Source organism: Sorangium sp. So ce124, from assembly GCF_051525235.1.
GTDB lineage: Bacteria > Myxococcota_A > Polyangia > Polyangiales > Polyangiaceae > Sorangium > Sorangium atrum.
This window is the reverse complement of record NZ_CP150312.1, coordinates 1,857,548-1,880,561: the sequence shown is the minus strand read 5'-3', so window position 1 is coordinate 1,880,561 and position 23,014 is coordinate 1,857,548. Positions and strand designations below refer to the sequence as shown.

The following is a 23,014-nucleotide window of genomic DNA, read 5'->3' as shown; positions in this document are numbered from 1 at the left end:
CCTCAGCCGAGCTTCTTCTTGGCCTCCTGGGTGCCGAGCACCTCGACCGGGCTGCGGGTGCGACCGACGTGAGCCTGGCTGACGCGGACGTAGCGGACGGTGGTGCGGATGGAGCGATGGCCGAGCAGGGCCTGGATGACGCGGATGTCGGTGCCGAGCTCGAGCAGGTGGGTGGCGAAGCTGTGCCGCAGCACGTGCGGGGTGACGCGCTTGTGCAGCTTGCAGCGCCTCGCCGCCTCGCGCAGCGCGTTGCGCACCGCCTCGTGCGAGATGACCGAGCCCTGCTTGCGACCCGGGAACAGCTCCGGTCCAGCGGGTCTCTCCGCCCGCCAGTAGATGCGCAGCGCGGTCAGCACGGGGGCGCTGAGCATCACGTACCGATCACGCCCGAGCTTGCCATTGCGGACGTGGATGAGGTTGCGCTTGCTGTCGACGTCCTCGACCCGCAGCGAGCAGACCTCATCGATCCGCAGACCGGCGCCGTACGCCGTCAGGACGATCGTGCGCTGCTTGACCGAGCCGATCGCGTTGAGCAGCGCCTCGACCTCGGTGCCGCTGAGGACCGGCGGCAGCTTCTGGGGTACCTTCGGCCAGGGGATCGCGACGGCGACCTCCGGACGCCCGAGCGTGGTGGCGTAGAGGAACTTGATCGCCGCCACGTACTGGTGCTGGGTCGCCTCCGCGATCTTTCGCTGCTCGGCGAGGTAGAGCAAAAACGCGCGCACCTCGTCGAGACCCATCTGCTGCGGCGGCTTGCGGTGGTAGGCTACGAAGGCCCGTGCGCAGCGGAGGTAATTGTCGCACGTCGACGGCTTGTATCGCCGCAGCTTCAGGTCTTCGGCCATTCGATCGCGGAGCTGTCCCATCGCTGCCCTCCTGGTGGACGCGGCGCCCGGGCAGGGGCGTCGCGAACGGCAGGGTGGGCAGGGAATGAGGCGGCGGGCGGCCAGTCCTGCGCGGCGCCGGGCTCTTTTTTCGCAATAAATACTGGCAAAATCCGCGCTGCGGCAGCAATGCCTGCCGTGACAACCGCAGCGAAGACAAGGATCCGAGCCGCGGCAGGAAACCGCGGCTCGGTATCCGCAATGCTTAACGGAGCAGGGCCCGCAGCAGCTTCTTGAGCCTCACGCCGAGCTCCTGCACCTCGTCCGCATCGCGCTCGCGGTCGCAGCAGTCATCGCGGTCGACCTCAGCAGGCACAGGAGCTGCCGCGAAGCGGCTTGGTCCAACGGGCCGCCTGCAGCCACCGGGACGCCCGCTTCGGGCTGGCCGGCGTGGTCAACGACCGCGGCCGGCGCTCGGTGGTGCAGCGCGCCGGCGAGGGACGCGACGTCGCTCGGCGACGACGAGCCCGCCTCCGGACCCGCAGACATGGGATCACTTCCACCTAAGCGGCCGTCCCTGCCGCTCAACTCGGGGATCGCCTCGTCGAGAGGCGCGAAATCCCCCAAGCCGAGCTCAGCGACCTTGCGCGCCGCGCGCTTGTAGTGGTGAATCTGACGGCTCGACTTATGCCCGGTCCGATCGGAGATCCACGTCTCCGTGCGGCCGTTCGCGAGCTTGATCGTGATGAAGGTCGCGCGGGTGTCGTGCAAGCGTATATTCAGCCGTGACTGCGTGGTCTCGAACAACTCGGGCCGATCGATGCCAGCACGGCGCAGGTGATTTCGAAAGTTGTGCGCACCACTGCGCCCCGGCAGGTGCCCGCTCGGCCCAATGAAGACACGCTCCTTCGGGGGACATATAGCGAAATAGGTCCGAAGCGCGCGCACGACGTCGGGTGAGAGTGCCCAGGCGCGTGGGTCATCCGTCTTGTTCTCGTCGAGCACCACGGCGCCGCGCTCGAGATCGAGGTCAGACGGCTCCAGCCTTCCGGCCTCGTCTGCCCGCATTCCCTCGCGAATCGGGAAACCATAATAGATCCGATAGGACAGCGGAATGTTCACCGCCGCCATGAGACGCCTATCCTCGTCGGGATAGAGGGAGCCTTTGGCCTTGTTGTCCTCCGCCTTGGGGATCCATCCACGCGGCAGCGGATTGCTGGCGATGATGCGCGCCGGATAGGTCGCGAGCGCGAGTATCCGATGAATGACCTTTGCGACTCCTTGACGCGAGGAGTCCTCAAGATGTCCTGGCAGCATAGAGATCGCTCGATCCGCATGGTCGAGCGTCAAACGAGAGAGAGGAACGGGGCCGAGTACCTCTAGAACATGATTGAGTTTATGCCGGTATTGCTCCGGATGGCGAAGCGCTTTCACATGCAATGGGTATTGCTCGGCGAGCCTTCCAGAAACAACCAACTCGGCGAAGGTTGTTTCCCCGGACGCGCGAGCACGCGCTTCGCCCCTGCAGAGCTGCTCGATGGCAAGCCGGACGTCGCGGAGCGCGCTGCCCTCGCGCGCCGCAGCCCGCTCCAGCAGCGGCAAGCCGAGGACGATCTGGCCGGCTGCGAGCAGGCGCCCGGCGAGGTCGGCCAGCACCTCCAAGCGCGCCTTGGCTTCGTGCTCGGTCCGGCACGTCGGCAAGCTGAACGTGGCTCGACCGGCCTCGCCGAGGCTGAGGCGCGCGGTCCACGTCTTCCCGCGCAGCCGGACGGACCCGGAGCCGTTGGCGCGCTTTTCTCCTGCTGCACTGCCAGGGGCGCGGGCGGTCAGCTTCGGGCGATCCGTCGTGCTCGCCGAGCCCGGCGAGTCTGCGACGGGCATAGTTCCATCCGCGGCCGGAGAGGGGCGCCCGCCAGAGCGGCCCGAACGCGGACGCCGGTCGGTCGACGCCGGTGCAGGATGGGACGAGGTGGTGAACGAAGCCGAGCGCTTGGCGCGCGCCCGTCGCTGGGGTACGTCGGTCATAGATCGGTCTCCGGTGAACGCGGGGGTCGATCAAGGGCCCGTCCGGCGTTCCACCGCCGAGCGGGCCCGCTCTACTTCGGCGGCAGCCTAGCACGGCGTGTTCCTGCGGGAGGAGCGCTCGCCCGGTCGGTGTTCGGGCATGGGACAGATTCAAGGCCGACAGAGGCCAGCACCGCGGCAACCCGTGTGCGCTCGTCCACCTCTGCGTCACCGCGCGATGGTGGGTCACTGGCCAGCGCCTGGAGGTAGGCCACAAACGCTTCGCGCTGGACGAGGCGCAGCTTGCCAAGCCTCGTTACCGGCAGCGGGAAGCCCGGCCCGCGGATCGTGTCGAGGAAGACGCGTGCTGGGATCCCGGTGACCGACTCGACGTTCTTCTGCGAGAGCATCTCCGGCTGCGGCGCTGTGAGCGTGAGCCCGTCCAGCGGGATCGCGAGCGTCGCCGTGGCCGTGGTGGGCTGGGGAAGCCCCCTCGGAGGGCACGATCTTCGGGCTGGCACGTCCGGGAATGTCCTCTCGACCACGCGCGTGCCGTTGTCCGCCTGACGAAGAGCAAGGGGTGCCGATACACGGGCGAGAGCCGCTCGTGTCATGATGTACCTCCATCCGTGTTGGGTTCGTTCGCAACCGTGACCGACGCCGCCCAAAGGTGCCCGAAACGGTAGTTCTGCGCTCCCGGTAGTTCGCCGCGAACTACCGGGGTACGCGCCCGGAAAGAACATCGAGCCGTATCGCGGGGTTAGGTGTTCTCGGAAGCGTCGCTGAGGGGCCGAAAACCGGGGAAAACGAAGGGCTCGATTTGGTAGTTCTGAGCGCCTCCTCGGCGTCGCTCGCGGAGGTGACACCGAGGGGTGCACCGGGACCGGCTGCGATCGCGGGTGCGGCCGTGCCGTGGCGGTGGGGCCATCGGCGGCACCGAATCATCTCCATCGCACATCGGCGCACGCTGCTAGCGGAACTGCGTCCATTCCGTGCGGTGTCGGCCGTGGGGCGCTCCTCGTCGGCAACGAGCTCGGGCGGCCTCCAAGCGCCCGGCGCGCTCGGCGAGCACCTCAGCCGCCGGTCGGCTCCGCCCTCGGTCCGGCACGCCGCGGTGGGGTTCAGCGTCGGCGATGCGAGGGCGCGGAGGGCGAGGCGAGCGCCGCCGCACGTTCGTCTGCCGGTCGGGCTCTGGTCCATGCTGGTGGCGAGCGCTGTGCTCGCGTGACTGTGTCAAGGCTCGGCGTGCCCGCGGCGCGCGTCGCGCTCGCGGGCGACGTCGTGCAGTAACCGCCCGGCCATCGCCATGGGCACGGCCCCTTGCGGCTCTCGCCGGAGGCGACGATGCTGGGCGCGGGGCGGCGTCGGCCCACGATTGAGCGCGGGCACAGGCGGTCCTGACAGAGGGCCCGGCGAGACGGCCTCCGCCTGCGTCGCCGATCGAAGCTCGCGTTGTTCAGGTCGCGTCGGCGTCGCCGGCGCTCGGAGCAGCGCGCGACGATATCGCCCATGCGTCGGGCAGCAACTCGTCGAGCCGACCGCGTGGCCAGCCCGCCTGCAACTTGCCGATCACGTCCGTCGCCCAGGCGAGCGGGTTGACTCCGTGCATCCGACACGAGCCGAAGATCGTATAGCCGATGGCCAGACGCTCAGCCCCTTTGTCCGAGCCCGCGAACAAATAGTTCTTTCTTCCCAGCGCCACACGCCTTAGCTGCCGTTCCACTTCCCCGTTGTCGATCTCGAAGTGGCCATCCGTGAAGCAGCGCCGCCACGCTGCCTCCTGGTTGATGGCGTACTGGGTAGCGATGTAGAGCGGCGTGCCTGGTACGAGCCGCAGGTGCAGCTCGTGAATCCACCAATACAGCTCGTCCACAACGGGGAGCGACCGCTCCTGCCGGCGGGCCAGGCGCGCCTCCGTGGAGAGCGCCTCCTCTTTGCAGGTCGCCTCGATTCGGTAGATGGCCTTGAAGTACGAGAGCGCCACCGCCGCTCGCGCGTCGCCGCCTTTGGCCGCCTTCTCGAACTTGGCGCGAATGTGCATCCCGCAGCCAAGCCAACGCTCCTCGGGCACGATCATCTCGCCGCCTTCGCCTCCGCGGAGCATCGCGCCATAGCCCGCGTACCCATCTCCCTGCAAGTAGCCGGTGAAGCCCTGCAGCAGCGCGGCTGGATGCTTCGCCTTCCAGTCCGGTGCGTACAGGAACGCCACGAGAGCTGCCCCGACAAAGGCCCAGATATGGCCTCGCTTCACCCCCGCCGGATGATCTCGATCCAGCACCCGCATCCCCGTGTCGTCCGCGCGCAGGTAAAACGAGTCCAGCACCCGCTCCTCGATCTTCTCAGCCATCGGAGCGAGCACGTCGAGGGCGAAGGCCGACCAGTCGCCCAGGGTCGACGGGGACAGCGACACGCCGAAGCGAGCGTATTGCTGCGACTGCCGGTACAGTGGCATCGAGTCCTCGAACTTCTCGACAAGGATGCTGGCGAGCAGGCCCGGTCCCGGACGCCCTCGGTCCATCACCTTCTCGCTGTCCGCCGTCGTTACGCCCTGCTCCGGGCAGCGCGGGCAGGCGAGCTTCTCCCGCTGCTCTTCGACGATCTTGAACTGCGCCGGAACGAACTCGAGCACTTCGCTCGTACGATGGCCAATACACTTCTTGTCTGCGCCGCACTGCGGGCACGTCCGCTCGGCCTCGGGGACGGGCACCACGCGCGTCTCACGCGGCAGATGCTCAGGAAGCGGCGCGCGCCCGCCCCGTCCTCGCGGCGGCTTCGGCGGCTCAGGGGGTTGCGGCACCAGCCCCTGCTCCGGCTGCGGCGGAGCATCCGCGCCGAGCTCCGATCCCGCCGCCCCCGGCGGCGCTTCCGCCCCGAGCTGCGCGAACATCAGCATCAGCTGCTCGGTAGAGACCTGCTGGCTCTTGCGGCCGTACAGCTCGCGCAGCGCGCTCGCGAGCCTCGCCGAGAGCGCGGTGTTCTTGTCGCGCAGCTGGACCAGCAGCCCGAGCACCAGCTCGATGAGCTCCGGAAGCTGCCCGGCGGCCGCCAGCTGCTCGAGCTTGCGCCGCACGTCTGCCAGGTCAACGGGGAGTTGTGCCTGGGACTGAACAGGACTGGTCACGTGGCGCGCGGAATAGCTATCCCACGCGCATCCATCAAGCTTTGCTTCGACGGAGCAATTTTTCTCACGCCGGGTCTCCAGCGCTTGCGCCGCACGGCCTCGGACAGGTCGAACCCTTCGAGCATCAGCGACAGCTCGGCCGCCTCGACCTCGACGTGGGTGGCCCCCTTGGGCAGGTCGAGGGCGAGATGGAATCGCCCGCGGGCTAATTTTTTCGCCACGATCATGTAGCCAGTGCGGTCCCAGAACAAGACGCGCACCTGGTCACCTCGCCGATTCCTGAACACGAACAGATGCCCGCAGAGCGGATCGGCTCCGAAGCGCTGAGAGACCAAGGCCGACAGCCCATCAAAGCTCTTGCGCAGGTCCGTTGGCTCGGCTGCGATGTACACGCGCACCGATGGCGGCAGTGTCAGCACAGCGTCTCCTCCGCCGCGAGCGCCAGTACCCGCTCGAGCGTGGCTGGGTCGAAGCCCGGCCGGACCCGCACCACCCGCCCGTTGGGCAGCGCGATCTCAATCGGCTCCAGCACGGCGGCCGATGCGTCCGTCACCACGTGGACCGGCAGAAAGCGCGGTGCTTCGGTCAACGACGACGGCGAGGGCTGTGAGGGCCGGTCAGTGCGCAGCTTCCAGCGCCACCAGTACAGCTGTTTCGGCTTGTACCCTTCACGCCGCGCGAACTTCTCGGCGCTCAGCCCGCTGCGCTCCCATCGCTCCACCCGCTCGGCCCACTCCGCCTTCGTCGCCATCGCTTCCTCCTTCGCGATGGGGACAGGTAACCGGCGCCACGCCGACGATCACGATGGCGTTGGTCGGGCGCTTACGGCGCAACGTCTACGCCGCCGAGGCGAGCGCGGCCCAGATCGGCGTAGGTGCCGGGGGTGAACGGTGAACGCCGGCGATCACGTGGCCGCGATCTTCACCGGCCCGACGCGGGACGCGATGATCACCGACACCGGCCCGCCCAGCGCCTCCAGCGCGGCCTTGCGCCACTCGCCGAGCTGCGCCTCGTGCAGCCCCTCGCGGCGGAGGAACTCGCCGAGCTCCCGCTCGGAGAGCGCGGCCGCCTCCGTCACGGCGCGCAGCTTCTGCTCCGGGGTCCAGTCCTCGGGGCGGCGAGCGGCGGCAGGAGGCGTGGGCGCGGAGCGGCGAGCGTCGTCGGACATGGCCGCGAGGCTACGGGCATCGCGAAGCCAGCGCGAGAGCGTCGTCTGATGCACCCCCGTCTCGGCCGACAGCGCCACCGCCGTCGGTCCTCCTGGGGCGAGGAGCCGTTGGACGATTTTTCGTTTGAAGGATTCTGAGTACTCTCTCACCTCAAAGCCTGTCTCCGCTCCCCGAAACCGGTGACATGATCCTGTCCAAGCGGATCAGCTAGGGCGACAACTTCTCTGACACGAGGGGCTGCCGAGATCGGTCGATGACGACTGGAAGGCGAGCCGGAATGTTTTTGATGATTGCTTGATGTTTGTTTGTTGCGAACGCTCCATTCCAGCGTCAATCGATCTCGCTAGCCTATTCGCGCTTGCGGTGATTCGAAGCTCGCTTCGCGCACCACAAAGCATCACCCAACGACGAGAGTGAATTCATATGAATAACATGTTGAAAACGATCGCTCGTGCGTGCACCGTGCTTCCCGTGGCGGGGCTCTTCATTGCAGGTCAAGCGGCAGCCGCCCCCACGGCGGGCAAGCTCATTCTGAACGAGTGGAACGGGGTGGGTCCCGCGGTGACCTTGAGCGTTGCCGACCAGGACCCCGCCTTTGCTGCTAGCCCGGTTGGGAACGGAAAGGATTGGATCGAGCTCGTCGTGGTAGCCGACATCGATACGCTCGTCGGCGTGAAGTTCGAGTGGGCGAACGGGGATCCGGACGCCGGCAGTCTGACCTTCGTCGATCCGGGAAATTCGGGCATCTGGGACAACCTCGTGGCCGGCACGATCATCACGATCCGCGCCGACAACTTCACCCCCGCGACGAACTACGATCCTTGCAGTGGTGACTTCAACATCGAGGTCGATGCCTTCGACACGAACTTCCTCACGATGGCCGGCGACAATTTCAAGACGGACAACGACAGCTGGAAGGGGCGTATTATCATCCCCGGGACCCCCGAGATCGTGATTCAGGGTTGGGTCGGTGAGCCTTCGAGCGGCGCCACTTACACGACCAGCTCCGGCATCGGCAATGACGAGGTCGGCAAGCTAGAATCTGATCCGGGCATCACCCCCGGTAATTGGGTGTACAACGACGGCCACTGCAGCAGCTATGGGCAACCCAACTGCTGGCACGACGAGGAAGACAACCTCTTCACTCAGGATGCCTGGTTCGAGGCTAGGCGCGAAGAAGTCGAGTGTGATTAATCTCCTGCCGATGCGTTGAGTCCCGTGGCCGCCAGCGCACATGGTCCGCGCTGGCGGTCGCGCTTCTTACTCCAAGCACCGTTTTCGGCGACCGACATGGCGCAAGGCGACGCGAACGAATTGCGCCGAGAGCCCGTCGGCACACCGGCGTGGGCACGGTCGAGCTCGCGAGCATAGCGCACCGATAGCGCGAGCACGGACGCACCCGAGAATGCCGTCGAGGACGCGCGATATGCCGCTGAGGACGCGCACGTGTGTTCCGCAGGTCGCAACGAAATATTGTACCCGGGGAGCAACCATTGAGCTGGTCCGACCATGCATTTGCGAGTTCGTTAAGCGCGAAGCTTGGCTCGCTACCGCGCTGCAAAGGGCAGGTCATCAATGCTTGTTGGATACGGCCCTCGCGACGAGCGGCCCCGGACCTGACCGGGGCAGGGCTGTCGCGTGCCGAGCAGCTAGAGCGAAGCCTGGCGCTGTGGCTGCAAGATCTCACCCAACCCCTCGGAATGGACACATGATCAAACGAATTTTGGGAATTGCGGGCGTTCTCGCGCTTGTTTCCGGTTGCGGCTCCTCCGATAGCTCTGATGACAAGAAGAGTAGCCTCGCCGGCATCGGAGGGACCTCTTGTACCGTCAAGGAAGGTAAAGACGGTTCCGCGATCATCGAGTGCCCCGATGGTACTTCCGTGACCGTCGGCAAGGGCGCCGACGGCAACGACGGCGCCGACGGCGCGAAGGGCAAACCGGGAGCCGACGGTGAGGACGGAGCACCCGGCGACGACGGTCAGGATGGTGGGAAGGGGGAGACCGGCGAGAAGGGTGACCAAGGCGAGCCTGGCGCGGACGGTCTGGACGGTGAAAAAGGCGAGCCTGGCGCGGACGGTCTGGACGGTGAAAAAGGCGAGCCTGGCGCGGACGGTCTGGACGGTGAAAAAGGCGAGCCTGGCGAGAAGGGCGAGCCTGGGGAGGACGGCTCCAGCTGTTCGGTAGAGTGCGTCGATAGCAAGACGATCCGGATCGTCTGTGAAGATGGAACCGAGCAGAGTTACACCGTCGAGTCCTGCGGCGCAGGTGATGGCATGGTGATTTCGGCCTCGATGCTGACCGCCAACGACAGTAACGGTTGTCGAGTGTTGCCGGCCGACGGGCGCCTCGTTTGCTGGGGCGAGAGCAGCAACGGCGCGCTCGGAAACGGCAATTTAGCGGACGATCAGCGAACGGGGAGCTTCGTCGACGCACGGGATTTGCCAGGAGGTCTCGACACGAAATGGAAGAGCGCCGCCGCCGGCGAAGGCCACACGTGCGGCATCACGGTCTCTGGCGACGGCTACTGCTGGGGCCGCAACGCGGGCGGTAAGCTCGGGGTCGGGCTCGGATTCGATGCTTTGGTTCAACAGCCCGTGCCGAAGGCGATCGACCGCAGCGCCCTGTCGCGGGAAGCCGGCTGGACTCTCCTTTCGGCAGGGTCGACCGCCACCTGCGGCATCACGACCGACGGCGTCGGATACTGCTGGGGTGACGATACGAACGGACTCCTCGGGAACGGTGCCGTCTCCGGCGCGCAGTCGAGCCCGAGTCGGATCGACCGGAGCGCGCTCAAGCCGGGCGTTGCGTGGTCCGTGATCAGCGTGGGCGGCGACCACGCCTGTGGTGTGACGACCGACGGTACTGCGCTCTGTTGGGGCAGCGACAGTCTCGGTCAGCTCGGCAACGGGCCGGCGCTCACCGAGGCGCGGACGAGCCCCACGCGCGTCGACCTCACGGGCCTCCCCCCTGAAACGAAGTGGGCGACGATCAGCGCTGGCCGCGATTACACCACCTGCGGCGTGACTACGGCGGGGCAGGCCTACTGCTGGGGATGGGACAACGTCGGGATGCTGGGCAACGGCACGCTCGGAAACACCGATCGCCCCGGGCTCGTCGATTCGGCGGCTCTACACCAGGGCACCGCCTGGAAGCAGGTCAGCGCCGGCTCTGGGGTCACCTGCGGGTTGGCGACGGACAATGCTGCTTACTGCTGGGGTCGTGGTGGAGTCGGCGACGGCGGAAGTAACTCGACCACACACCAAACTCCCGTTGCGGTCGACGTCACAGCGTTGCCCGCTGGGACTGCCTGGGCGGCGGTGGACGCTGGCAGCCAGAACGCCTGCGGCCTCACGACCACGGGGACGGCGTACTGTTGGGGTTCCAACAGCTCCGGTAAGCTCGGCACTGGTACTAGTAGTGCGCTGACGAAGCCCCAAATCGCCGTAGGGACCTCGGTCGGTCTCTTGCCGAGCGCGTTCAAGCTGGCGGGCGCCCTGGGCGATTTGACGAATCCGGTTATCGGGCTCACCTTCATTCCGAGTGCCACCTCGGCGGAGGACATCACGGTGAGCGTCACTTCCTCGGACGAAGCCGTCATTCCAGCCGCCGGGGTGACCATTTCCGGCACTGGCATCGAACGCACTGCTGCCTTCGCGCCAGCGGGAGTCGGTAAAGCTACCGTCACCATCACCGCTCAAGACACGCTCGGAAACCAGACTGCGATCAAAATTGCATACGCCGCTTCGGGCGCGGCCCCGGACCCCACCGGTCGCTACCATGACGGCATCTCCGATGCTTCGACGGCAATCGACGTCGGAGGCGGCTACATGCTGCTCGGCAACGACGAGACGAACGAGATCTTCCTCCACAAGCAGGACCAATCAGGCCCTGCGCTGAAGGTTTGGAACCTCAACAGCGTCCTCACCGGGAGCGAGATCGACATCGAGGCTGCCGCTCGCATCGGGGACACGATCGTCTGGGTGACTTCGCACGGCAATTCCCGGGAGGGCGAGGTCAAGGAGTGGCGGCGCGTGATCTTCGCGACGACGATCACCGGGACCGGCGCCGATGTCGAGCTCGAGTTCACCGGGCGCTACGGCGGCGGCGCGGCGATCGAGCCCAAGCAGCAAGTGGGTCTCCGCGGGATTTGGTCGGACATCATTGCCTGGGATCGGACGAACGGCCACGGCCTCGGCGCGGACCACCTCGGCTTCTACGAAGCGACGCGCAGCGGCGTCATCCCGAACGCGCCGAGCGGCTTCAACATCGAGGGCTTCGAGTTCGCGGCGGACGGCAAGACCGGGTATCTCGGCTTGCGCGCGCCGACGGTCGACGTCAACGGGACCCAACATGCGCTCATCGTTCCGGTCACGAACGTCCTCGACCTCGTCGATGGCGTCGGAGCGGTCCAGACGGGTCGTTCAAAGTTCGGTGCGCCGATTCTCCTCGACCTCGCCGGCCGCAGCATTCGTGAGCTTCGACGAAACAACGCCGCCGAGTATCTGGTCTTGGCGGGACCTCCGGACAACGCGACGGCTGGCGTGAACGACACGTTTGCGCTCTACGTCTGGGACGGTTATCCCGGTCATGCTCCGGTGCTCAACCAGGAGCTGCCACAGCCGAACCTCCTCACCGGCGGCGTTTGGGAAGGCATCCTGAGCACGCCGAACCCGCTCGCCTCGGGCGCACAGGTTCGCATCGTCGCCGATAGCGGAGACACCGTGTACAACGGCACGTCCACCACCGCGAAGTCCTACAGTCAGCTCATCACGCTGCAGTAAGAGGAGCCGCAAGGAACGCTGCCGGGAGCCTGCGCTCCCGGCAGCTCGTTCGCGTGGTGCTCGCGTGCGTTGAATCAGCGAGGCCCGGCGCACTCGGTCACGATGTCCGGCACGTCCTGGACCGTACATGACGCGCGGCATGCGCTGGTCGACGAGGTCGCTCCACGAGTTGTGGTGACAGGTGATCTTCAGGTTGTCCCAATCTTCGGGGTGATCACCGCCACCCGAACCTTTCAGGCTCGCGCGTCGGTGATCGTGCGACGGAGAGCACGATACCGACGCCCTCGTCGCCAGGTCGCAAGGGGACAGAAGCGCCGCGCAAGCGGACGCCGCCGACTGGCGTCACCGGCACGAGCGGGCCATGTGCACGATGGCGGCAACGACGCCTATGAGCATGACGAGGCCACAGCGGTAGATCAGGTATCGTCGTGCCAGAGTCGACGACTCCTCGGCTGCGCGCCTCCTTAGGTGATGCTCGCTCGGAGAATACAGTCGCGCGCTGTAAACGAAACGGTAGCCGCATTCGCAACGTTGAGAGCGTTCGGGACTCAGCAATCCGCATCCGGGGCAACGCCGTGGCACTTCTCGCGGCTCCGAAATAACAGGTTTTTCTCGGTACGCCATCTCTCGGCTCCTCGGGACATCGAACATAATCCTTGGCGGAGATTCGATTCCGCCACCGCGGCGGAATGGCCAGAGCAACGTCGTCGTCTTGCAGTGCCACCGTGTGACCTGGGAGGTCGAGGCCCCAACGCCGCAGCAGCCGGAGGCCGGCGAAGCCGGCAGAGCGCCGACTCACTGCGGGCGCCTGGTCTTCTGCCAGTCATCCAAGAACTTGCCCACGACATTTTCTTCCTCAGTACCGTCCGGGCGGCTGATGAGCCAGTCGATCAAATCGGCCTCCGGAAAGTCATAGGCATCGCCTCGCTTGTACCCCTTCACGCCGAGGACATCGCTTGCGATTCGCCCGAAGATACGACCGTCTTTGATCGACGAGACCGCAACGAACACCTGCTCGCGTAAACCGGTGGAGTCTCCCAAACGCGCGACCGCAAATAAAACACATGACCAGCGGGCAGGCCATCCTGGTATCGCTTCTTTGCGCTCGGGTACGTTCGACGCGCCTGCTCGACGTAAGGGGCAATTGCGGCCTGGGTGTCTTCGACCTGCGACCTCCCCTCCGCCATGATCGGTTGATCTCGGGGCGCGTTCGGGGACAGCGTTGGCTCGGGTGGCGGCGGTCCTTTCTCGCACGCGAGCAGGAGGACCGCCATCGGGATGACCATGTTCACCTTCGAGACGTATGCACCCATGTTGGCCTACCGGTGTCACGTTGGCATCGTAGAGGAATCAGGTGCGCGCTGTAAACACCGCGCGGACCCTAATTTCTCGCGGCCCGAGTACACAAGAAGGGTGCCCACGAGGCTGCGAGCGACGCGCCTGGCAAAGCGCAGGACGACAGCTGACGGCCCGCGGATGCCGACTGCTCCGTCGAACTATCAGTCGATTGGTCAACCGAAGCCGCCGGACCAGGTCTGTCTAGCTCGTTGCCTTTTGTGACCTCCCCCCACGGAAAGTCTCGCGGATCGGCTCTGCGCCGCAAGGCCCCAATGCTGTCCAGCGCCGTAGGATAGATCCGTCTAACTCCGGCGGCAATCGCCGCCTTTCCGGGGCTCGGAGGCCCGTGGAGGGGGCGCGGCGGACGCGTCGGGGAGGGTCACCCAGCCGGTGCCGGCCGCGACGTCGGCGGCGTGCTGGGCGCGCACGGCGGTGAGATGATCGCGGCACGGGGGGACCAAGCGGAGCGGCAGCATCGTGATTCGATCCTTCCTGCCCTTGCCGTCGCGAACGAGGATCTCGCGGCGCTCGAGGTCGAGGTCCTTCACGCGGAGCTCGGCGCATTCAAGCAGATGGAGGCCGGCGCCGTACAGGAGGGAGGCCAAAAAGGAGCGGGACACCGGTCATGCGATCCAGGAGAGCGCTCACCTCGGCCTGCGTGAGCACCGCGGGGAGGCGCGCGGGACGCTTCGCTCGGGTGAAATCGACGTGCCGCGCGGGGGGGAGCGCGAGGACGTGGGTGTGGAGAAAGAGGATGGCGGCGAGGGCTTGGTTCTGGGTCGAGGCTCTGACGTGCTGGTCGGTCGCCAGATGCGTGAGAGGGCTCATGCCTCCGGTGCCATCGGCAGCCCGAGCAGCCGACCGATCGCCCCGTGAACGACCCGGGCCGCCACCTCGTCCCCGAGGGCGACGGCGCGGCTCAGGGTGCTGGCAAGCGAGGCGACCACCGCAGCCCGACGTGACGCCTCGGTCACGGCGAGCTCCCCAAGCCCGGGGCTTGGCCCTTGGGCCCGGGTTGGGCCCATCCCTCCCGAGGCGGTGCGATCCGTCGATTGCGGTAGGGACGGCCCTTCACCTTGTGGGCTCGGGCCGCCCCCCGCGCGGATCCCAGCGAGCGGCACTACCGCACTGGGCTCTTGCCTCGGGTTCTGACGCGGAAGCGCTCGTCCGGCCAGGGATGCAGAATGCGTACAGGGGGGATCCAGCGCTGACCGAGTCGCTGCATTCGTGCCCAGGTGGTGCGGTCACGCTGACTTCGGCGGCGGAGCGCGCGATGCCAGTGACGGGTCACCTGGGTACGGAACCACTGCAACGATTGCCCGTTGGACGGAACGGCGTAATACAAGAAATGTCCTTGCACTACACTTCGCAGCCATTTCCCCTGCTCGGGGATGAGGAGATGTCGGCGCCGCTGCAACTCGGCCTTGACCTCGTGCAGCTTCTTCCGCATCCGCTCCCGCATGGTTCGCCGTACGACGAGAAATTTCCCCATCCAAGTCTTTCCGCAAATATGCGTGAAACCCAGGAAGTTGAAGCTCTCCGGCTTTCCCTGACCTTTCTCCTGTCGATTGGACGCCGCGAAGCGTCCAAATTCGAGGATGCGGGTCTTGTCGGGGTGTAACTCCAGCGCGAATTTCCGCAATCTCTCGCGTAGATCTTGCAGGAACCGCTCGGCGTCCGTGCGGTACTGGAATCCAACGACGAAGTCGTCCGCAAAACGCGTGATGATGACGCTCCCGCGCGCATGCCGATTCCTCCATTGCTGGACCCATAGGTCGAGTACATAGTGGAGATAGATGTTCGCCAGCAAGGGTGAAACCGTTGCTCCTTGCGGAGTGCCATCCTCCCCCCTCGTCCACTCCTCACCCTCTATCACTCCTGCGTTCAACCACTTCTGAAGGAGACGCAGCATCCTCTTGTCCGCGATTCGGTGCTCGAGGAATTTCACCATCCACCCGTGATCGATGGCATCGAAACAACCACGGATGTCGGCATCGAGCACCCAGCTCACCTTACATCGACGAATCCCGACGGCGAGAGCATCCAGCGCATGGTGCTGGTTGCGCCGCGGCCGAAATCCGTACGAGAAGCCGAGAAAATCCGCTTCGTAGATGGTATTCAGCACTTCGACGACGGCTCGCTGGACGATCTTGTCCTCCAACGAGGCTATGCCGAGCGGCCGCTGCCGCCCGTCTGCCTTCGGAATGTACACCCTCCGCGACGGTTTTGCTCGATACGCCCCACTGCGCAATCGAGCGTGCAGATCCAGGAGGTTGTCCTCCAGGTTGCCCGCGTATTGCTCCCACGTCACCCCGTCGACTCCGGGTGCCGCATTCCGTTGCAGGGCAATGAATGCGGCTCGTAGTCGGTCGATGGTGAGATGGCGGAAGAGCGCCGTGAACTTCGTTTTCCTGTCCCGTCTTGCGACTTCCCGTACGCGATCCAGCGCACTGGGCACGCTTGTCCGGCGCTGCGTCCGGGGCGTGTTTTGCTGGTTCGCGTTCCCCTTGGCCAGACCCCTTCCCTCCACGGCCTCCGCGTCCGGTTGCCCGGCCTTGTTCGGCAGCTTCGTCGGTACTATGGGCCTGTCTGACCTCCCCTGGCCGTTCATCATCGGCTCACGGCCTTGGCCTTTCCTTTGCGTCCCACCTCGCCATCGAGGGCGGGAGGCCAGGGGATCTCCCGGTTCTCGCACACGGAGAGTCCGCACATGCTCGGGGTCTTCGACCGCGCGGGGTCGCCCAGGAGCTCGCGCTGGCGCTCCTGGTCGTGTGGCCTTCCGCTTGCGTGAACAGCGTCGGCACCCCGATCGAGGGTATTTCGCGGCTCAGTGTCCCTGCCTGCGCGTACCCCTGCCAACGCTTCGCCGACCTCCTCACGGATGCCTGCGCATGACTCGGGGCCATCATGGCTCGCTACGCCTTTGATGTAGGTCTCTTGCATACCCATCTCCGTGCCGGTTTATCCCGGCGCACTCACGCCCTCCCCAAATCCCCAGGGATGCGACGGATCGCGACGGTTCGCCGCCGCGGATTCGCCCCGCCAGAAGAGCCGGTCGATGGCGAGCGGTCGCCGGAAACGGCTGCGATTTTCACGGTTTTCGCCCTAGCTCGCGCCCCGCGCGCCCGGTTCTCCCTGGAACCGGCGCGGCCTCTACGATTTGTCGCGGCATGTACGATTTCGTGAAGGACGGCCGGGCCCAGCCGCATCCAGGGAGCCGGAGGCGGTTCAATGAACCTGGCCCGCCCCGATGCGTCCCCCTGCCCGGCCTTCAGGCGGCCGCTGGCCCTGCTGCACCTCCCGTGTGGACGGCGCTCCCCCTCGCGGGGCGCCCCGCAGGCTCTTGCGTGAAGGAGGTCCCTTCGAACCCTCGATAGGTTGTTGAATCAGCGTCGCTCTTCCAGGAAGCCGCATCGCATAGAACAATATTCTAGCGATCCAGGGCAGGTCCCGCGGTCAGGGCTCGATATCTCCGTAGCGCCTGGACTTCCTTCTCCCCACAGGCACGCGGCTTCGAGGAACGCGCCCGCTGGGCCAGGTGACCTGCGTCATCTTGGCTTCACCATCGTACGCGTATCGCGTCACACCGCCCTGCTCGTCGTAGGTCGCGACATGATCGCCCCGGCCTGAACAGGCGAAGCGGACGACCGCGCCGAGAGGATCGATCACCGACGTCCTGCGCCCCGACGCGTCGTAGCCGAACCGGGTGACCGCGCCGCTCGACCTGAAGACCGCTCTGCACGCGCGGGGGGACAGCATCACCAGACTCGCGTTCCGCCGTTGCGCCGCCGGGACGGCTCGAGCATCGGACTTTGCCGTCCCGAGCCTGCCTCTTGGCCCCGCCCTCCCCGTGCTCCGGCGACCCGATCTTTGGACGCGCCGCCCGCGCGGTGCCTGGGTACCTGTCGGGACCGTAAGGGACAGATTCGGATCGACCTCGGGACCTCCATTACATTGGATTTGATAGAAAGCGACGCCGCGCTACGCTCGGAGTCGGCGAGGAGGGTCAACATGAGTGATGTCGGCGCGCGGGACGATGATCGTCCGTCTGCGACTGAGAAGGTCAATCTCGTGCTCGAGGGCGGCGGGGCGAAGGGGATCGCGCTGGTGGGGGCGCTGAGCGCCCTCGAAGAGGATCGTAGCAGCGGCCGGAAGGTCGAGATACGCCGGCTGGCAGGCACCTCCGCGGGCGCGATCGTCGTCGCCCTTCGAGCTGCCGGCTATACACCGAAGGAGCTCACGGACATCATCACTGGTCCAGAGATTGCGAAGTTCACCGACCCGTCGTTCAAGCTGCCCGTTATCGGTCCGGCCTACGGAATCCTGAATAACCTCGGCATGTACAAGGGGGATTACTTCCTGGACTTCATCCGGTCGAAGCTGCTCGACAAGGGCGTGCGGACGTTCGGCGACCTGGTGGACCGCGACTACATGCGCCTATGTGAAAGGGCGTGCGTCCGACCTCAAGCAAGGTGGAAATACAAGGCCCACATCGTGGCATCCGACATCACGCGGGGTCGGATGCTCATCATCCCGGACGACTTGAATGAATGGAACTATGGGTACGATCCAGATCACATGGATGTGGCGCTCGCGGTCAGGATGAGCATGAGCATCCCGTTCGTCTTCATGCCCGTGCGCACGAGAGGTCGCAGCGGCACCGCGAGCATCATCGTCGATGGTGGCCTGCTGAGCAACTTTCCGCTGGAGATATTCGACCCCGCCATGTCGACGAGAGAGTGGGACCGAGAATCCCCCTACTGCGCGGGTATGGTGGCGAACTGTCCGGACGAAGTGAAGATGCTGCAGTACTTCCTCGGGGTGACGGGGATCATCGAGGAGGGGCCGTCGGGGAGCGCGTGTCGAGAGCTGTGGGACAGCAACAAAGAGCTGCTGCGCTATCTGAACGAACCGAAGACCCTGGGCATCCGGATCATTCAGGGAGGCCCCCACGACGTGAAACGTCCATGGCTGGCGCTCAAGATGCTTTATGCGCTCACCCGCACGGCGATCGACGCGCACGACATCAGCACGACAGAGAAGTTCGAAGAGCTCCGCTTCGCGAGGACGATCGACATCAACACCGACAATGTCCCCGTCACCAAGTTCGATCTGCCCGCTCTTCATAAGGAGATGCTGTACGACAGGGGGCACAGGGCGATGAAGAGGTTCATGCGCGACAAAGGGCTTTCCAACATCCAGTCGATGACGAGGCACAACGCGCTCGCCGCTCTTGCCTTGCTCGAAAAGAAGGATCTGGAGGAGCTCAAGAAGTTGCTGCATCCCGCTCTTCCCGGCGGCCGCGGGTGAAGCACGCTCGCTGTCCGGCTCGCTCCGCAGACACGGGCTGTTGTCGCTTGTCCGCGTCGAAGCGCTGAGATGCGTCGGGGGCCTTGAAATGCGCGCGCCGCGCGGTGGAGGGGTCGTCCACCGCATGGCCCTGAAAGAACGCACAATGATTGGAGAAATGGACCATGGGATTCGATGATATTCTCAATGATCCGCTGCTCGCCGAGGAGATCCGCCGGGTCTTCCAGCGCAAGGGCCAGCCGCACCCCATCGACGAGCTGGAGATGATGGCACACAGGGCGATCTCCAGGGGTGAACCCGGCATGGGCCTCGCACCCGCGCGGGCACCCGCGCCCACCGGGCAGGCCTCTCAGTCCTCCGCCGCGACAGCGCCACAGCCACGAGGCGCTCGGCCTCCGGCGTTCTCCGTCGATATGTCGATGCTCAGCAAATTGATGTGGCAATATCGAAGTATTGTCGAGTTTGGCCGACCGATGCTCCGGATATTGAACCACAGATTTGAGCTGCCCGAGAGCGGTGAGTGGAGACAGCTGCTGGAGGACGCCCGCGCGAGGATCGAGCGCTTCATTCCCTCCGTGGGACGGATCGATATGGAGAACCATCCCAGCCTGGATTGGGCTGGTACAGGGTGGCTCGTCGACCACAACATCCTCGTGACCAACAACCACGTCGCCAAATTCTTTGCCTACCCTGAGGGGGACACGTTCTCATTTTTCAACCATCCAGTCAACAACAGGCGCATCCGTGCGTTCGTCGACTTCTCGAAGGAAGACGCCCGAACCGCAGAAGGAGCGAAGGTCGAGGTCACCAAGGTGATATACATGGCGCCAGGCGACGACGGCCCGGACATCGCATTCCTGGAGCTTGAGCCATTACCCGCCGGAGCGCCCGTTCCTGAGCCGATTGCGTGGGCGAGCGACGAGGAAGTAACGTCGGGTGTCAGGGTTGCTACGATCGGACACCCGGCGATCGACAGCCGCACCGGTGATCTCCCCGTCATCGAGGGCGCTCTGCGCGGACCTCCTGGCACCAAGCGACTCTCGCCGGGTCGGATCAAAGCTGTCCATGGGGAAACCGTTCTCCATGATTGCTCGACGCTGGGAGGCAGCTCGGGATCGCTCGTGATGAGCATCGAGAGCGGGAGCGTGCTCGGTCTACATTTCGGGGGACGGCCCCAGGAGTCGAATTATGCCGTTTCCGCGCGCGTCATCAAAGACATCCTCGGGGGAATCGGGCGGTAACCGCTTCCCGCCCGGACGCGAACGGCCGGTACGCAGGCGACGTCCCTCCGTTCAGCGATGCAGCGAGCACCCGTGGCGATGACTTGATCGCCATCGCGCATCAGAACGATCGGAGAGGCCCGAACCAGAGGAGCTGGCCGACGGGGGCGGCAGCGGTGCGTCGCCTGGGGAGGCGGGGCCTCATGTGGACTTGATCAGGGTGGCCAATCGCGGGCGACGTGCTAGCGGCGATGGTTGGCGGGCGAACTCATCATTTGTGGCCTCGGCGGGAAGCGGCGAAATAGGCGTCGAGAGGACGCGTGGCTCGTGGTAAAAGGCGCGTCCTCGATCATCTGGTCACCATCGCGGCACGACGCTCGTCTCGCAGATACCGCGACGGTCCGGTCGCCAAGGAGAATCCACCATGCATGTGTCCGCCATTTCCATCGTCCTGATGCTCGCTTTGCTCATCCTGGGCTGCGGCGACGGCACCATGGGGGACAGCGAGAAGGCGGAAGAGGCGCAGGATACAAGCGAGCTGCTGAAAGCCGACAATCCGCTGGGCGAGGTCGCCGCGGCCTGCGCGGGACTGTGTCGCAAGCAGGCTGAAGGGGCAGGCTGTCCAGCTTATGTGAAAGACGACTCGAAATGCAGGAGAGTCTGTGATGAGACCGTTTCTCGGTTCAGTGCCGAGTGCGCGCCGAAGGCGGAGGCCTACTTCAATTGCGGCAGTCGTGCTTCATGGGCTTGTCGCGCGGGCGGTAACGTACCTCAGCTCACGAGCGGTAGTTGCGCATCGGAGCTCCAGGAGTATGTAAAAGTCTGCTTCGGCGATGAGTAGCGGCCTTGCTGCGCAGGCTCATATTTATACTTATATTCTCGCGAAAATCGCGTAATTACCGCTGAGCCAGCGGTGCTCTTGGCGTTGGGCTGGGTGACCACCTCTCCCGCCTCGTTCATGAACGGGCCGCAGACCCCCTCGCTGCCGATCGGCACCATCGTGCCGTCAACCGTCACGTGCGCTCGGAATCGGCCGTCACGTCGGCCCGGAATACGCAGTTTGCTGAGCGGGTGCTATCTGGCCAGCTTGCCGAGCAGTACCCGCTGCATGTGAAACCACTTCGACATCCGGAACAGTGTGGACGGGTTCCCGAGGCGGACAACAACAAGGCCCCAAGCCCTCTATCCCCCGACGAGGATAAGCGCCTCATGGCTGCGGTGGATATTCGACTGTCTCATCGGATCTATTACGGGTCTCTGATCCGTGAGGGGATGCGTGCAGACGAAGCTGGCAGGCTGGAGTCTCATCGGTTCCGGGCGATCGCGGCGGTGCTCTTGCGCAAGATCAGCTCGGCATCGACCACGACGCGCGAGCAGGAGCGGCGGCCGCTCTCGATCTGCCCGAGCAGCAAGTGGAGGCACCTGCGCCCCAGCTCGGAGAAGTCCTGGCGGACGGTGGTGAGCGGAGGCGTGAAGTAGGCCGCCTCCGGGATGTCGTCGAAGCCGACGACGCTGATGTCCCGCGGCACCGCGCGTCCGCTCTCGTGGAGGTAGCGGAGAACGCCCAGCGTCATCTGGTCGTTGGCCACGAACACGGCGGTGACGCCTGGCGTGCGCGCCAGCTGCGGGGCGAGCTCGTAGCCCGAGCGTGCGCTCCAGTCGCCGCGCAGGAGAGGCGGCGGCTCGACGCCCGCGGCCTCCAGCGTCGAACGCCAGCCTTCGATGCGCTGCTCGGCCTCGAGCGAGTCGACCGAACCGGCGATGTGCCACACCGTCCGGTGACCCAGGTCGAGGAGATGGCGGGTCGCGGCCGCCGCGCCGCCGTGCTGGTCGACGGCGACCACCGGGACCGAATCGTCCGGCCCCCCTTCGACGGCGACCACCGGCACGTCGGAGGTGACGTGGCGGAGCGCGTCCACCGCCGACCGCAGCGGGGCGATGACCATGATGCCGTCGGCGCCCTGATCGCACAGCCTCTTCACCGCATCCACCACCGGCGCGCGGCTGAGCGATTTCAGGCTGACGACGCTGACGCCGTACCCGGCGTCGTGCGCCGCCGTCTCGAGCCCGTGGAGCGTCGACGCCGGGCCGTAGTGCGTCGTGTCGAAGCTGACCACACCGAGCGTCCGCGAGCGCCCGGTGACGAGCGCCTGCGCCACGGAGCTCGGGCGGTAGTCGAGCTGGCGGATCGCGTCGAGCACGCGCTCCCGCGTGTCCCGATGCACGTGGGGGCTGTCGTGCAGGACCCGCGAGACCGTCTGGTACGAGACGCCGGCGAGCTTGGCCACGTCGACCATGACCGCGGCACGGCGCCCGCCTCTCTTGATGCGCCCCTCGGGAGGAGAGTTGTCGTCCATCGGGGCCAAGCTTAGTCGCGCGCGGGGGGAATGGTATCGACATCCACCACGACCGCGCCCCGGCGCCCGCTTCTCCTGATGCGCCGCGCGAGCGGCGCCTTGCCATTGGCCGGGCCCGATCTCGGCGGCGGAGGGGCGGCTCGGCGTGAACGTCCCCGGTCGGGCCTCGTCCTCCGGCTTTGCCCTGAGCGGGTCGTCAGCCGCCGGTGGTCGCGCCGCTCGCCTCGATCCGGACACGATCAGCCCCCGCACGCGTCGGCGACCCGACTCGCACCTGCCTTTCGCGCGCGCCGCTGCGCCACGACCGCGCCCAGCGCGACCAGGGCGGCGACCGCGCCCGCCGGGGAGCCGGGCCCCGATTCGACCCGGCAGGCGCGCCCATTCTTCGACCTCGCCGCTCTCCCGGAGCTTCGTCAGGTGTCGCCAGACAGCTGGTCTCGGAGGTGATCTTGTCGATGAACCGCTTCACGGTGGCGGCGGACAGGTCACCCGTGCCGTGGGCCTGGCAGCCAATGGCGTCGATGGGGGCGCCGGCCTCCTTGGGCCGGCCCGCATCTCACGGCGTGGTTACCTCGAAGGAAGCAACGTTCACCGAGCCGCCTAAAGACTGCGTGGCGTGATTGAAGATGCCGGAGCGATAGCCCAGGAAGTATTGCCAATCCTTGTTCATGTCGAGCGTGTTGCCCAGGCTGGTGAATCGGGTGCCGTCCGTGCTGCAGGAGAATCGCGCTTGCGCGCCGCCCATGTCTGTGCGGACGTTGACCTCCACGCGTAGGCAGATCTTGTTGCCGGCTCCACCGGAGCCCGGTGCACCCATCAAGAGCACGTTGCGCCTCGCCGCGGCGGCGATGTTGGGGCCGCCTTCTCCCGGTCGCGTGGCAGCTCGGA

The 23,014-nt window shown here is 66.0% G+C and carries 18 protein-coding genes and 2 pseudogenes; 6 read left to right on the top strand and 14 right to left on the bottom strand.

Features of this window, described 5'->3' with window-relative positions:
• Positions 1–2 precede the first annotated feature (2 nt).
• Both WMF19_RS07085 and WMF19_RS07080 read right to left on the bottom strand, forming a co-directional pair.
• Positions 3–866 carry a tyrosine-type recombinase/integrase gene (locus tag WMF19_RS07085; protein ID WP_437893382.1) on the bottom strand — a complete coding sequence of 288 codons (864 nt, stop codon included), beginning with the start codon at positions 864–866 and terminating at the stop codon, positions 3–5.
• Positions 867–1,124: 258 nt separating this feature from the next.
• Positions 1,125–2,705 (bottom strand): tyrosine-type recombinase/integrase, encoded by a 1,581-nt coding sequence (locus WMF19_RS07080; RefSeq protein ID WP_437898367.1) that lies wholly within the window; start codon positions 2,703–2,705, stop codon positions 1,125–1,127.
• A 426-nt stretch (positions 2,706–3,131) separates the two neighbouring features.
• On the opposite strand from WMF19_RS07080, the gene WMF19_RS07075 reads away from it, so the two are divergent.
• Positions 3,132–3,395: a hypothetical protein gene (locus WMF19_RS07075; RefSeq protein WP_437898366.1), complete on the top strand. Its 264-nt coding sequence runs from the start codon at positions 3,132–3,134 to the stop codon at positions 3,393–3,395.
• A gap of 889 nt (positions 3,396–4,284) precedes the next feature.
• Here WMF19_RS07075 and tnpC read toward each other — a convergent pair.
• The 4 genes from tnpC to WMF19_RS07055 all read right to left on the bottom strand — a co-directional run bounded on the left by tnpC (position 4,285) and on the right by WMF19_RS07055 (position 7,267).
• Positions 4,285–5,949 (bottom strand): IS66 family transposase, encoded by a 1,665-nt coding sequence (gene tnpC, locus WMF19_RS07070; protein ID WP_437898365.1) that lies wholly within the window; start codon positions 5,947–5,949, stop codon positions 4,285–4,287.
• The gene (gene tnpB / locus WMF19_RS07065) at positions 5,946–6,368 is read right to left on the bottom strand and encodes an IS66 family insertion sequence element accessory protein TnpB (RefSeq protein WP_437898364.1); all 423 of its coding nucleotides are present in this window, start codon (positions 6,366–6,368) and stop codon (positions 5,946–5,948) included. The genes tnpC and tnpB overlap by 4 nt, the downstream gene beginning before the upstream one ends.
• Entirely contained in the window at positions 6,362–6,700 is a 339-nt protein-coding gene (tnpA, locus tag WMF19_RS07060) for an IS66 family insertion sequence element accessory protein TnpA (protein ID WP_437898363.1), read from the bottom strand. The genes tnpB and tnpA overlap by 7 nt, the downstream gene beginning before the upstream one ends.
• A 153-nt stretch (positions 6,701–6,853) precedes the next feature.
• A complete protein-coding gene (locus tag WMF19_RS07055; RefSeq protein ID WP_437898362.1) occupies positions 6,854–7,267 on the bottom strand; it encodes a transposase in 414 nt (137 codons plus the stop codon).
• A gap of 283 nt (positions 7,268–7,550) precedes the next feature.
• Here WMF19_RS07055 and WMF19_RS07050 point away from each other — a divergent pair, with 283 nt between their 5' ends.
• Together WMF19_RS07050 and WMF19_RS07045 are read left to right on the top strand one after the other, a co-directional pair.
• Positions 7,551–8,312, top strand: coding sequence for a hypothetical protein (locus tag WMF19_RS07050; protein ID WP_437898361.1), 762 nt, complete (start codon positions 7,551–7,553; stop codon positions 8,310–8,312).
• 514 nt (positions 8,313–8,826) lie between these two features.
• Positions 8,827–11,901, top strand: coding sequence for a DUF3616 domain-containing protein (locus WMF19_RS07045; RefSeq protein WP_437898360.1), 3,075 nt, complete (start codon positions 8,827–8,829; stop codon positions 11,899–11,901).
• A gap of 795 nt (positions 11,902–12,696) precedes the next feature.
• Here WMF19_RS07045 and WMF19_RS07040 read toward each other — a convergent pair.
• The 5 genes and pseudogenes from WMF19_RS07040 to WMF19_RS07020 all read right to left on the bottom strand — a co-directional run bounded on the left by WMF19_RS07040 (position 12,697) and on the right by WMF19_RS07020 (position 16,998).
• Positions 12,697–12,912, bottom strand: coding sequence for a hypothetical protein (locus tag WMF19_RS07040; protein ID WP_437898359.1), 216 nt, complete (start codon positions 12,910–12,912; stop codon positions 12,697–12,699).
• Positions 12,913–13,541: 629 nt separating this feature from the next.
• Positions 13,542–13,859, bottom strand: coding sequence for a tyrosine-type recombinase/integrase (locus tag WMF19_RS07035; protein ID WP_437898358.1), 318 nt, complete (start codon positions 13,857–13,859; stop codon positions 13,542–13,544).
• A gap of 204 nt (positions 13,860–14,063) precedes the next feature.
• Positions 14,064–14,213, bottom strand: a complete 150-nt coding sequence (locus WMF19_RS07030; RefSeq protein WP_437901602.1) for a hypothetical protein — start codon at positions 14,211–14,213, stop codon at positions 14,064–14,066.
• Positions 14,214–14,363: 150 nt separating this feature from the next.
• A pseudogene (gene ltrA / locus WMF19_RS07025) lies at positions 14,364–15,853 on the bottom strand (group II intron reverse transcriptase/maturase); the annotation flags it as partial.
• An 842-nt stretch (positions 15,854–16,695) separates the two neighbouring features.
• On the bottom strand, positions 16,696–16,998 hold the full coding sequence (locus tag WMF19_RS07020) for a hypothetical protein (protein WP_437898357.1): 303 nt from the start codon (positions 16,996–16,998) through the stop codon (positions 16,696–16,698).
• A 252-nt stretch (positions 16,999–17,250) separates the two neighbouring features.
• On the opposite strand from WMF19_RS07020, the gene WMF19_RS07015 reads away from it, so the two are divergent.
• From WMF19_RS07015 to WMF19_RS07005, 3 genes are all read left to right on the top strand, one after another.
• On the top strand, positions 17,251–18,549 hold the full coding sequence (locus WMF19_RS07015; RefSeq protein WP_437898356.1) for a patatin-like phospholipase family protein: 1,299 nt from the start codon (positions 17,251–17,253) through the stop codon (positions 18,547–18,549).
• A gap of 164 nt (positions 18,550–18,713) precedes the next feature.
• Positions 18,714–19,790 carry a trypsin-like serine peptidase gene (locus tag WMF19_RS07010; RefSeq protein ID WP_437898355.1) on the top strand — a complete coding sequence of 359 codons (1,077 nt, stop codon included), beginning with the start codon at positions 18,714–18,716 and terminating at the stop codon, positions 19,788–19,790.
• Between the two features lie 403 nt (positions 19,791–20,193).
• Positions 20,194–20,610, top strand: a complete 417-nt coding sequence (locus tag WMF19_RS07005) for a hypothetical protein (protein WP_437898354.1) — start codon at positions 20,194–20,196, stop codon at positions 20,608–20,610.
• A 463-nt stretch (positions 20,611–21,073) separates the two neighbouring features.
• Here WMF19_RS07005 and WMF19_RS07000 read toward each other — a convergent pair whose 3' ends face one another.
• The 3 genes and pseudogenes from WMF19_RS07000 to WMF19_RS06990 all read right to left on the bottom strand — a co-directional run bounded on the left by WMF19_RS07000 (position 21,074) and on the right by WMF19_RS06990 (position 22,895).
• Positions 21,074–22,126, bottom strand: a complete 1,053-nt coding sequence (locus tag WMF19_RS07000) for a LacI family DNA-binding transcriptional regulator (protein ID WP_437898353.1) — start codon at positions 22,124–22,126, stop codon at positions 21,074–21,076.
• 239 nt (positions 22,127–22,365) lie between these two features.
• Positions 22,366–22,488: pseudogene (locus tag WMF19_RS06995) on the bottom strand (MYXO-CTERM sorting domain-containing protein); the annotation flags it as partial.
• Between the two features lie 194 nt (positions 22,489–22,682).
• Positions 22,683–22,895 carry a hypothetical protein gene (locus WMF19_RS06990; RefSeq protein ID WP_437898352.1) on the bottom strand — a complete coding sequence of 71 codons (213 nt, stop codon included), beginning with the start codon at positions 22,893–22,895 and terminating at the stop codon, positions 22,683–22,685.
• Positions 22,896–23,014: the final 119 nt, after the last annotated feature.